The sequence below is a fragment of the Tychonema sp. LEGE 06208 genome (assembly GCF_015207505.1).
GTDB lineage: Bacteria > Cyanobacteriota > Cyanobacteriia > Cyanobacteriales > Microcoleaceae > Microcoleus.
This window is the reverse complement of the sequence record NZ_JADEWT010000062.1, coordinates 24,137-36,305: the sequence shown is the minus strand read 5'-3', so window position 1 is coordinate 36,305 and position 12,169 is coordinate 24,137. Positions and strand designations below refer to the sequence as shown.

At 43.0% G+C, this 12,169-nt stretch carries 10 protein-coding genes; 8 read left to right on the top strand and 2 right to left on the bottom strand.

Features of this window, described 5'->3' with window-relative positions; genetic code table 11:
* Window positions 1-398 (top strand): phosphoribosyltransferase (locus IQ263_RS17110; protein WP_194068647.1); only part of this gene is annotated, 398 nt, incomplete at its 5' end.
* 480 nt (window positions 399-878) lie between these two features.
* On the opposite strand, the gene dxr is transcribed toward IQ263_RS17110, so the two are convergent.
* Window positions 879-2,069, bottom strand: a complete 1,191-nt coding sequence (gene dxr, locus IQ263_RS17105; RefSeq protein ID WP_194068646.1) for a 1-deoxy-D-xylulose-5-phosphate reductoisomerase — start codon at window positions 2,067-2,069, stop codon at window positions 879-881.
* 127 nt (window positions 2,070-2,196) lie between these two features.
* On the opposite strand from dxr, the gene IQ263_RS17100 reads away from it, so the two are divergent.
* From IQ263_RS17100 to IQ263_RS17090, 3 genes are all read left to right on the top strand, one after another.
* Entirely contained in the window at window positions 2,197-3,762 is a 1,566-nt protein-coding gene (locus tag IQ263_RS17100) for a DUF2079 domain-containing protein (RefSeq protein WP_194068650.1), read from the top strand.
* Between the two features lie 9 nt (window positions 3,763-3,771).
* Complete coding sequence (locus tag IQ263_RS17095; RefSeq protein ID WP_228050122.1) at window positions 3,772-5,343, top strand: DUF2079 domain-containing protein; 1,572 nt, start codon at window positions 3,772-3,774, stop codon at window positions 5,341-5,343.
* 108 nt (window positions 5,344-5,451) lie between these two features.
* Window positions 5,452-6,888 (top strand): DUF2079 domain-containing protein, encoded by a 1,437-nt coding sequence (locus tag IQ263_RS17090; RefSeq protein WP_194068645.1) that lies wholly within the window; start codon window positions 5,452-5,454, stop codon window positions 6,886-6,888.
* 223 nt (window positions 6,889-7,111) lie between these two features.
* Here IQ263_RS17090 and cas6 read toward each other — a convergent pair whose 3' ends face one another.
* The gene (gene cas6, locus IQ263_RS17085) at window positions 7,112-8,236 is read right to left on the bottom strand and encodes a CRISPR-associated endoribonuclease Cas6 (protein ID WP_194068648.1); all 1,125 of its coding nucleotides are present in this window, start codon (window positions 8,234-8,236) and stop codon (window positions 7,112-7,114) included.
* A 297-nt stretch (window positions 8,237-8,533) separates the two neighbouring features.
* On the opposite strand from cas6, the gene IQ263_RS17080 reads away from it, so the two are divergent.
* From IQ263_RS17080 to IQ263_RS17065, 4 genes are all read left to right on the top strand, one after another.
* Window positions 8,534-8,896: a ferredoxin-thioredoxin reductase catalytic domain-containing protein gene (locus IQ263_RS17080; RefSeq protein WP_194012549.1), complete on the top strand. Its 363-nt coding sequence runs from the start codon at window positions 8,534-8,536 to the stop codon at window positions 8,894-8,896.
* Between the two features lie 268 nt (window positions 8,897-9,164).
* The gene (locus IQ263_RS17075) at window positions 9,165-9,566 is read left to right on the top strand and encodes a DUF309 domain-containing protein (protein ID WP_194068644.1); all 402 of its coding nucleotides are present in this window, start codon (window positions 9,165-9,167) and stop codon (window positions 9,564-9,566) included.
* A gap of 43 nt (window positions 9,567-9,609) precedes the next feature.
* A complete protein-coding gene (locus IQ263_RS17070) occupies window positions 9,610-10,743 on the top strand; it encodes a tetratricopeptide repeat protein (protein WP_194068643.1) in 1,134 nt (377 codons plus the stop codon).
* A gap of 586 nt (window positions 10,744-11,329) precedes the next feature.
* A complete protein-coding gene (locus IQ263_RS17065; RefSeq protein WP_194068641.1) occupies window positions 11,330-11,806 on the top strand; it encodes an LptA/OstA family protein in 477 nt (158 codons plus the stop codon).
* The last annotated feature ends 363 nt before the right edge of the window (window positions 11,807-12,169 follow it).

The following is a 12,169-nucleotide window of genomic DNA, read 5'->3' as shown; positions in this document are numbered from 1 at the left end:
GGCTGCGGGTGGGCGATATTCTGTCGCGGATTTTCGACAAACCTCTGGCGATTTTAGCAGCCTCGTCCTACGGTGGGGCGGAGGGAAAAGTCCGGCGGGCGATCGAGTTTGCGGCTAATTTGACAATGGTGGGCGATAATTTGGGCAGCCGCATCCTGTTAGTTGACGATTTGGTGGATTCGGGAATTAGTTTAGATCGAGGTATCCTTTGGCTGCAAAACCGCTACGGCGAAGATATTCAGGAAATTCGGACTGCTGTACTTTGGTACAAGGCTTGTTCTGTGGCGAAGCCGGATTATTATGTAGATTATTTGGCTGACAATCCTTGGATTCATCAACCTTTTGAAATGTACGAAAAGATGAGTGCGGCTGATTTTGCGGCAAAAGTTGGGAGTTAGGCTGTCATATCAATTCCGGTTGCACTCAAACATGACTGTTGACTGTTGACGGGCGGCTCTAAAAACTGAATGGTTGACTGTTGACGGGCGGCTCGATTTTATTATTCCGATGCAACCGGAAACGATATCAAAGGCTAAAATCCGGTCAAAACTTCCTATGGTTTTGCCGATGTTTTGCACTTTTTGGCATAGTCAGTCAGGGGTGGAAACCCCTGTATCACAGCTAAACTCCTCTCAATCAAAACTGAATATTTATTAAGGTTTGGCAGTGTGTTTCAACTGAGATATTGCACCATTATCAATAAGCCTTTTATGGGCGGGCTAGGAGCAACTGCCCACAATAAAATTCACTCTTTGTGAAACGGGCAAGATGGCTGTTCTTGAAAATGGTGCAATATCTCAACTTCAACCTACTTTAGCTACGAGACGGGGAATAAATTCCCGGCAGAGTTGTGGGTAATTGCAAGCGGCCCGATACAATTAGCGAAATGAAAGAATCCGATCGCCCAATTCGACGCTTCCAGCCAAAACTTCCAGCCGCGCCCACTGATCCGCTGCCAAAATATTCTCTAAACCAGGACTTTCACAGTTATCAGCTTGGTGTTTGTCGCACACCTGCTCAATCAACTTCGGAATATCCAAAAATGTAATCTTTTCGTCCAAAAATAGCGCTACCGCCTGTTCGTTAGCCGCATTCAGCACCGCAGGCATGGAGCCGCCCGCACGTCCCGCTGCATAGGCTAACTGCATACAAGGATACTTTTTGTGGTCGGGTTCTCGGAAAGTTAAATCCCCGGATTTTACCAAATCCAGCCGCGGCCAATCTGTAGGAATTCGCTCCGGCCAAGACAAAGCGTAAAGCAGCGGCAACCGCATATCCGGCCAGCCTAATTGCGCCAAAACCGACGTATCTTGCAGTTCAATTAACGAGTGAATTATGCTCTGGGGATGGATGACAATATCAATGTCGTCATAATCCATGCCGAACAAGTAATGAGCTTCAATTACTTCTAATCCTTTGTTCATCAAAGTAGCAGAATCAATGGTGATTTTCTGCCCCATCGACCAATTCGGATGTTTCAAGGCATCGGCGACTGTTACTTCTGCTAAGAAGTCGATCGGCAAATCTCGAAAAGAACCGCCGGAAGCTGTAAGAATAATGCGGCGCAACCCTCCCGCAGGTAAGCCTTGCAAGCACTGAAAAATTGCCGAATGTTCCGAATCAGCCGGCAATACTTTAACACCATATTTTTCGATTAAGGGGTTGACAACGGGGCCGCCGGCGATTAAGGTTTCTTTATTTGCTAAGGCGATATCTTTGCCTGCTTCTATAGCCGCAATTGTTGGCAGCAAACCCGCACAGCCAACTATGCCGGTGACTACGGCTTCAGCGTCGCCGTATTTGGCAACTTCGACAACGCCTGACTCCCCAGCAAGTAAAATAGGTTGAGGGTCGATATCTGCGATCGCCTCCTGCAATTCCTGTAATTTATCTTCGTCACAAATCGCGACAATTTCTGGTTTAAACTGGCGAATTTGCTGCGCCAGCAACTTGACATTTCGTCCTGCTGTTAACCCGACAATCCGAAATTGTTCGGGGTATTGAGCTACAATATCCAGAGTCTGAGTGCCGATGGAGCCTGTGGAGCCGAGAAGAGTTATTGCTTTCACAATTTTTTAAGGTTTTGTGGATTATTCTAATATTACGATTGCGGGAACTAAAATTAGCGGTTAACTATTGCGTGGCAAGCACATTCGATGACATTATATTTTGACCGATCAGCTAGTGCCAGATTTCATGGAGAATAGGGAAAATTTTGTTGATGACAGTGAGGACATCAGTGTCTCGATCGCCGAAAATATAGAAGAAGGTCGATCGCAGCTACCGTCGAGTTTGGTTTGGGCGATCGCCACCGCTGCGGCAATTTTCTTTTTTTGTAGCAGTTTGCGGCACGCTTTATTCCAATCAACAGCTTTCGATTTAGGAATTTTTGACCAAGCAATTTACTCCATCTCCCAAAACCAAACACCTTTTTCTTCTTTAATGGAAATGCACATTTTGGGAGATCACGCAGCGGTAATCTATTATCCCCTAGCTTTGCTCTACAAAATTTACCCAGACGTGCATTGGCTGCTGTTGGTACAAGCAGTTGCTTTATCCTTGGGAGCTTTGCCTAGCTGGAGTTTAGCGCGTTTAGGCGGTTTAAATCAAGAACAATCTAGGGCGATCGCAATTATTTATTTGCTCTACCCAGTCGTATTTAACATCAATTTATTTGATTTTCACCCGGAAGTAATCGCTTTACCTGCAATTTTAGCAGCAATTTTGGCAGCGCGTTTAAATAAAATCCTGTGGTTTTGTACCACAATTTTGTTAGTTTTGAGCTGCAAAGCAGTTTTGTCCCTAACCGTTGCTGCTATGGGATTGTGGCTGTTTTTTTGCGAAAGAAAGCAGCGGTTGGGGGCGATCGCACTTTTGCTAGGCGTAGCATGGTTTTTGATTGCTTCCCAGAAAATTATCCCCTACTTTAGCGGTAGTGAAGTCGCCGGAGTCGGGCGCTACAGCTATTTAGGCAAATCCGTAATAGAAATAATCATCAACCTTTTATTAAAACCACAATTAATCTTAGGAAGAATCCTTTCCATCGATACAATAAAATACTTATTCATCCTGATATTACCCGTGATTTGGCTGCTACTGCCATTTCCCCGCCCAAACAACCTCAAATATTTAACAGCCCTAATTCCTGCCATCCCTACCCTAATTATCAATATCCTCTCTGAATTGTCATTTCAACGCAGCTTAGCCTATCAATATTCATTGCCGATACTTCCATTTTTAATAATAGCAGTCATCGCCAAAGAATCCAGCCGCAAAAACACCCAAGTGAAAACCGAATCGCAAATATTTTCGCCCTCCAAAACCGCGAATTTACCATTTATAAAAATACCAATGCCGCAACTGTGGCTGGGCATTCAATTGCCGAAACAAATGATAATTTGGTCATTAATAATATTCTTAATTTTCGGAGAATATAAAGATTTTTTTCTGTATTTGAATAGACTAGATACCTGGCAAGCCACGCGGGAAGCAGTCGCACAAGTTCAACCCCAAAGCAGTATTTTAACAGATAACAGACTTGCCCCTCACTTCGCGCACCGCCCCATCGTAAAATTGCTTTCACAAATTTCACCCCAAACAAACTTAGCTGAATTTGAATACATATTATTCAACCTGCGCCATCCCTGGCCCGACACTGAAAAAATTGGAAATACCTTAGCCAATCAACTAAAAAATGCTCCTAATTTTAAATTAACTTATCAAAAAAACGACGTTATACTATTTAAACGCATCCCAGGTTAACCCAACAGAATGCTAACTTTAAAATCCGCAAAATTCCATCCAGTATTTTTAATGATTGTCGTGACAGCCATAATCTTATTTATCGCCAGTAGCGTGCGGCACGCATTATTTCATTCAACTGCATTCGACTTAGCAATTTTTGACCAAGCAATTTACTTAATCTCTCAAAATCAAACGCCATTTTCTTCATTAATGGCCATCAATATTTTAGGCGATCACGTGGCGTTTATTTTCTATCCGCTAGCTTTACTTTATAAAATATATCCCGATGTTCACTGGCTGTTATTCGTACAAGCCGTTTCCTTAGCTTTAGGTGCTTGGCCTTGCTGGAGTTTAGCACGTCAAGCGGGATTAAACGAATCAAAGGCGATCGCCATTGCAGCAGTTTACCTGCTTTATCCCGCAGTATTTAACGTCAATCTGTTTGACTTCCACCCCGAAGTAATTGCTGTACCCGCAATCTTAGCAGCAATCTTAGCAGCCAGACTCGATAAAATCCTGTGGTTTTGTGCCGCCACAGTATTAATTTTAAGCTGCAAAGCCGTCCTATCTTTAACCGTCGTGATGATGGGTCTTTGGCTGTTTTTCTTTGAAAAAAAGAGCAGGTGCGGAATCATCGCTATATTTCTCGGCGCGGCTTGGTTTTTGATAGCAACTCAAGCAATAGTACCGTATTTTAATCAAGGAAAACAGCACGCAGGTGTGGGGCGATATCACTATTTAGGAAACTCGGTTTTTGAAATAGTTGTTAATTTAGCGCTTAAACCTAGCTTAGTAGCCAATCGCCTGATTTCAGTAGAGACTTTGGGATATTTGATTTTGTTATTTTTGCCCGCAATCTGGTGGATTTCTCCTCGGCATCTTTCGCCCTTAATTGGTGCTTCGCCGATGCTATTGATGAATATTCTTTCCGATATTGACGCGCAGAGAGATTTGATTCACCAATATGTTGTGCCGATATTTCCATTTTTATTAATTGCTATAATTGATACGCTAGCAGATAGACAAAAAAGAGGAAGTAATTTCTGGAAAAATGTAATTAATTATCTGTGGAATCATCACAACTGGATGCCGCAAATCTGGACAAAAGTATCGCAGCGTATTTCGATTAAATCTGTTAAACGTATCTGGAAGCACCGGATTTGGGTTCGCCGAAGCGGGAAAAGTGGCAAATTGCTATTTACTAACTCTTTGCTGTCAAAATTATTAATTTTGTGGTCGCTGTTAACTTTTTTAGCCTTGGCTAAGTACGGCTATTTTGGAACAATTTATTTAGAGTCTCTCGATACTTGGCAAGCTACGCGACAGGCAATTAACAAAGTGGAAACAAAAGGCAATGTGTTAACAGATAATTCCCTAGCAACTCATCTCGCTCACCGAAAAACAATTAAATTGCTGCATCAAGTTGCCAACGGACAAAGTTTGAATGAATTTGACTATGTACTGCTAAATTTGCGCCATCCTTGGCCGGATACTGCCGATACTGCTGCGAGTGTCGCGGCTCAACTTAAAAATTCTCCTGAATTTAAGATTAGCTATCAGCAAGACGATGTATTTTTGTTTCAAAAAATCAGCAATTAGTAAACTTATTGCAATAATTATTCATCGCTCAAAACCAACCGCAGATTTAAGGCAGAGAAACAGAGAGAAACGCAGATAATTTTAAGATAATTTTGGAATGAATACAATATGAGCAATTTTAAGCATCTAAAATACGAGCCTGTAATTTGGTCGATCGCCCTTTTTGTGGTAATATTTTTACTGTGCAGCAGTGTACGCCACGCCCTGTTTCAATCCAACGCCTTTGAACTAGGAATTTACGACCAAGTAGCGTATCTAATCAGTCAGGGACAAACGCCGTTTTCCTCATTTCTCGAAATTCACCACATGGGAAATCACGCCGCTTTGGTGATGTATCCCGTGGCTTTGCTTTACAAAATATATCCCGACGTTCATTGGCTGTTGCTAGTCCAAGCAGTTGCTCTAGCATTGGGTGCTTTGCCAGTTTGGAGTTTGGCCATTCAAGCCGGATTAAATAATAGCATATCTCGGGCGATCGCCAGTATTTACCTTCTCTATCCATTAGTCTTCAATGTCAACCTCTTTGACTTCCACCCAGAAGTAATTGCCCTACCCGCACTGCTAGCAGCAATCCTAGCCGCCAGACTCAATAAAACCCTGTGGTTTTGTGCTGCTATCGTCTTAGTTTTGAGCTGCAAAGCCGTGTTATCTTTAACTGTAGCTGCGATGGGACTGTGGCTGTTGTGTTTCGACAAAAAACGCAATTGCGGACTCATAGCTCTGTTTCTCGGCGCGGCTTGGTTCCTGGTAGTTACTCAAGCCGTAATACCGTATTTCAATCTGGGAAGAGAACACGCAGGAATCGGGCGATATCAATATTTAGGACATTCAGTTTTAGAAATTGCTGTTAATTTAATATTGAAACCAAATCTAGTTTTAGGACGTTTATTTTCTTTAGATACAGTTGAATATTTAACGTTATTAACCTTGCCTGTAATTTGGTGGCTTTCCCTGCGTCACCTGACACCTTTAATTAGCGCTTTACCGATGTTAGCGATGAATATTCTTTCGGATATTCCTGCCCAGCGAGATTTGATTCATCAATATTCTATTCCGATATTGCCATTTTTGTTAGTTGCCGTAATTTCCAGTTTAGCCGATAGAAATCAGTCTAAAGGAAAGATAATATTTGATAGATTGCCAATTCCTAATTATCCATTGCCAAAAATCATTATAATTTGGTCATTAATCGCTTTTTTAGCTTTAGCAAAATACGGATATTTTGGGACTATTTATTTAGATTACCTCGACACTTTGCCAGCTACCAAAGAAGCCATCGCTCTCGTCAACACAAAAGGCAGTGTTTTAACAACTTCTCGCGTTGCTCCCCACTTAACGCACCGCCCCGTGGTAAAGTTAACTGAGGCTAAGACACCTCCTGCAAATCTCGCAGAATTTGATTATGTCTTGCTGAATCTGAGGTATCCCGGCTGGATGAGCGATCGAGCTTTTGTACAAAACCTAGTAACTAAACTCGCCAACAATCCCCAATTTCAACTAAAATATCAGCGAGATGATATATATCTATTTACTAAGAGTCAGTAGTCAGCGGTCAGTAGTCAGTAGTCATTAGTCATTAGTCAGTTGGTAGGGGCTGTGGATGTTGCGTGCCCGCCCTCTTAGTTAACAGTTGGCAGTTAACAGTCAACAGCTAACAATTCCCCATGACTACTAACTAATAACTAATGACTCCTAACTAATGACTAATGACTAATGACTACTGACTCCTAACTAATGACTACTGACTACTGACTACTGACTAATTATTTTAATCCTCAACTTTCAAAGCCCTTCTTGCCAACTTCACATAAGTTTTCACAGTTTCATAGGGCATTTCCAAATCAGCAGCAATATCAAACAAAGATTCCCCCAATTCCCGGCGCGCCAAAATCGTCGCCCAAGTTTCCGCAATCTCAGCAGCCCGACGGCCACCTTTACGCTTTCTGATCTCCATAAACTTCTCTGTTAATTCATCTATTCGCGCCGCCAAAACACTTTGTATCGACACTTCTGTCACCGATTCTGTCAGCCATTGCGTCCGCGTTTGTCCCAAACCAAAAGTTGTTTTGTGCCCCGTGCCGCAGTAGGGTGCTAACCGCCCCAAAGCATAAAATAATTGTACAAAATCAGGGCGATTTTGGCCCGATCGCCCGATCGCAAATTCCACAGCCCCAGTAAACCCCGTCACCATGCCTTTTTTGCCCGCCGCCACCTTCTGCGACTCCAACTTGTGGCGGCTAATAATTACATTTTCATCAATCCAATTCATAAATTCGGCTTGGTCAAAAATTACCCCAGAAAAGTTATTCCAGCGGCGAAAATAGCTGTGAAAAACATTTTCAGGAACTGGTAGCGGGAAGTGATGACCTTTGCTGCGAAAGCTTGTTGGAGTTACAAAACTAAGTTTTACGTTGCGCGATAATGGTAATTCTGCTGTTAGTAATTGCTGGTAAGTTGTGGGAGCAAAAGCAATTTTCCAAGAGCGAATGAGTAGCGGAGCATTTCGCAAATCTATCTCTTCGGGCAAATTTTGCAGCCACTGACTCAGCCACTGCACTACTCGCTTTGAAAGTCCCGTGACGTACCAGCGATAAATACGATCGCCCGCAAGCTGAAATTCTTTGCCGCTAGCGGCTAAATCACCTTCCAATCCCGAAATCGTAAAGGCTTTTTCTGACTGATCGTTGTGCAAAAGCTGCGATAAATCCGGGTCAGTTTCCTGTACTTGATGCAAAAACCAAGCGTGCAAACCTATGGCATATTGCGCGTACAGAGAGCTAGCAGCGCGGGGAGTCAATTCAAACACTAATCCGACTAACTCGGTGTCAGCGGGCCAAATCAGCCCAGCAGAAGCAAATTTTTTGCGGGGGGTGGGGTCGGGGGAAGTTGCCATGAGATGCCAGAAACAGCGACAGCGCTGTGATATTCTATCTTGTTTGCATCCCCTTTGGGGGATGTTTTTTTCAGGGCGATCGGTCAAATCTTTCAGATGCTCCAAAAACCGGGTCATGGCCCAGTTTCCCCAACCGTCCGGGATGCGTAAAAAATCCTTAAAAAACCCACAACCTAAAACTCAATTTTTGTCAAGGTTTCCTCTTGGTAAGTAAACAGAAATATACAAGTGTTTAAAATCCCATTCTGCGATACAATTGTTAAAAGCTCGTAGCATCCTCAACTCCGATCCTGAACTATGAACACAACAGAAAAATCTAAACTCTCCAACGAAAAAACCTTGGAGGCAATGAAGAATTTCTCCGAAACCTACGCCAAGCGCACCGGAACTTACTTTTGTTCCGAGCCTTCTGTCACTGCTGTCGTCATAGAAGGACTAGCAAAGCACAAAGATGAACTAGGTGCTCCCCTATGCCCTTGTCGCCATTACGAAGATAAAGAAGCCGAGGTAAAAGCCGCCTACTGGAACTGTCCTTGCATTCCCATGCGCGAGCGCAAAGAGTGTCATTGTATGTTATTTCTGACGCCAGATAACGATTTTGCTGGAACTAATCAGGAAATTGGTATGGATCAGATTCAAGCTGTCAGAGAAACTATGTAATCGGTTAAGTAGGCGGTCGTAAATTGATAGCAGTTTTGACAACAGGTCGTAATTTTTCCTATTTTTAAGACTTAGCTATTTACAAAACCGATCGCCACTCTACGCTCTAGAGCATTCCTCACTTAGGATATCTACAAGTATTGTAGATTTTAGATTGTAGATTTTAAATTGAGGATTGATGGATTATTAATACATAGATTAATAGATTGTCAATACCTCATTTTTTAGAGAAGGCTGTATCCAATTCAAAATTTCCAATCTCAAATAAATGACAGAGGAAATGCCGGAGGAATTTTGGCAAAGTATCGAACAGTTTAACAGCCAAGACTTTTACGCTTGTCACGATACTTTAGAGGCTTTGTGGATGGAAGCGGGCGAGCCGGAAAAAAAGTTTTATCAGGGAATTTTGCAAATTGCTGTAGGGCTTTATCACTTAAGCAATCAAAACTGGCGCGGTGCAGTAATCTTACTCGGAGAAGGTATAAATCGGCTCAGTTATTATCAGCCGAGTTATGCTGAAATTGCTGTTGAAGATTTGCTCCGACAAAGCGCTAAACTATTGAGCACTTTGCAGCAAGCCGGCCCGGAAGCAGTAGCTAATTTTTTACCGTTGTTCGCAGGTACAGAAGTTGCAGGCTTGCAATTGCCGCGAATTATCAAAGTATATTGAAGATTGTAAGGGGTTTTACTAAGTTATTAAATGACTCATTCTAATGACTAATTCTTTTGACCTAATCTCTTTTATTGCGGGCTTGATATGTATTCAAACCCTCTGGCAACTGTTTCAGCAATGGCCAAAATTTTGGGATACCCAAGTAACTTTCAAAGATCTAGAGTTAGCCCAGCGGTTGGCTACATTTGTTTTGATACCCATTGGTGTTCTGTTGCATGAAATAGGGCATAGTCTGGCTACTTGGCAAGTAGGAGGAACAGTATCAACCTTCCAATGGCGATTCTATTGGGGCTATATAGTTCCATCAGGAAATTTTAGTTTTGTTGATTATTGGTGGATTGCCTTCAGCGGAAACCTTGTATCTATCCTTCTAGGATTACTGCCAATTCCTTTCATCCCTTATATCCGCAAACGAATTGTTGGAGAACTGCTTTATAGTTATGTCTGTATACAGTCAATTTACAGTTTAGTCGCGTATCCTGTAATGTCCTTTGGTTTGCGTGGAGGAGATTGGGTCAATATCTATGACTTTACTGTTCAACCTTACGCATCGCTAACTGCAATTGTTCACGTAGGGTTACTGTGCGGATTGTGGCAATTATATCACAGCCGGAAAGCTATCTACTGGCGATTAGCTCGTAACCCCCATACCCTAGAGACATGGGAGAAATTAAAGCTAAATATAGATAACAAATCAAATGACTTGCAATCATATCTGAAACTAGCCTATTTTTTGGTGGAAAATAATGAAATTCATGAAGCAAAGAAGGTTGCCAAGAAAATTTTTCCAATTGTAACTCATGACGATAAAGTGCAGGTTTTTAAAGTAGCTATCGACTGCGCTAGTCAAGCATATCGAAGAGCGATTAAATCAGGTAAGCAATTACTGAATACCGATCTTTCATCTGAAGATAGACTACATATTTATCGAATATTATGCTTTTCTCTTTACAAAATACGCCGACTACCGGAAGCACTTTCCTACGCAAATCAGGGGTTAACCGTAGATCCTACAGACTATAAACTTCGATGTTATAGGGCTATTGTGTATCAGATGCTGGGGCAACACCAAGAAGCAAGAGCAGACTTAGATGTAGCATTAGAGAATGCTCCTGATGAGGATACCCGCCAAGAGTTACAAGAGTGGCTAACCCAGTATTTGAAACGGGTATAGCTGAGCATTAAGGAAGCAGCCCAACACATCTTTACAGCAGAGCTAGTGGGAGCGTCGGCGTTGTGAAAAAGGTTATTTGCAGCCGCTGAATTTTGTCCTTACATTTTTCCCGACAGGTGAAACCCGATCGCACTAGCGATGCGGAGCATTATCGCCCGCAACTTCGGACGATCGATCGCCAGCTTTCCCTATCCTAGAAAAATACAGCCCCCGCCAATGCTCAAATGAAATGAGATGGCAACTATTTTAAAGAAAGAACCTAATAAATCAAAATTTGCCGAACTCACTGCGGACAGCTAATGCCTTAGTACCTAGAGAGGTTATCCGAAACTTCCCGATGCGAGCAACCGTCAAAAAACTTGCAAATCCAGCAAATCAGCCAAACACCTCGTGAAAATGGCTATTGTCTTGCTAGGATAATTGGTTGATGCTTTCGGGCTGGTCGATCGACCTGACGAGAATATTTCTGGCCGTTAAGATAAAATACCTAACTAAATCGGGTGTGGTGGATTTAATCTCCATAGAGACAAATCAGGGGTTGGAAAAGGCCCTTCAGCAATTTCACATATTTTGAGGCTTGCAAGCTATGATGCCCTCCGCTAAACTACTTAATTCGCGCATATTCAAAGGATTGTCGCTGCTGTTGCCGCTCGCTCTGGCTGGCGCGATCGCCCCTCCCACCTACCCGCAAACCGCCACGCCCCGCACTCTCAGCGTGCGATCGGACATTCAAGAAGCCGACTCCAAAACCGGCATCGTGACAGCCCGCGGCAACGTCCAAATCAACTATCCAGCCCGCCAAATCCAAGCAACAGCAGCTCAAGCTCAATACTTCAGCCGCGAACGCCGGATCATTCTCAGCGGCGACGTTTACGTATTGCAGCAGGGCAACAGCCTGCGCGGCGAAACCGTGACATACTTGATCGATGAAGGCAGGTTTATTGCCCTCCCAGACAATCCAGGACAGGTAGAATCAGTCTATCTCGTTGCTCCCGAACAAGATGCAGCAGCCCAAAATACGATCGGCCCCAAACCGCCGGCCAGTTCAACAGCACCCAAGTAACAGCCCTCCCCATAGCAGCAAAATTTATCACCAAAAACATCAATTGTTGCATAGCTACTTCGGACAATAATTTTTACCGAAATTCTTGTGGAACGGGCATCCTGCCTGTTCCTGGATCGGAGTTTAAATGCGCGACGCCTGAAAGCTGAGAATAAATGCAAAATTTAGTCTTGAAAAAAGTAAAAACCTGAAGATTGTCAAATATCCACTTGAGGGGCGATCGCACCAACCAGCAATCTGAAATTTAACAGGCAAGTAAATCCACCTAATTAAACGTAAAATTAGGTATCGCTCACAGGCTGGCTGTGTACTTATTCTTCCTTCTTTTAACCCTCCGAGCGAAGCCCTTATAGCCTCATGCCT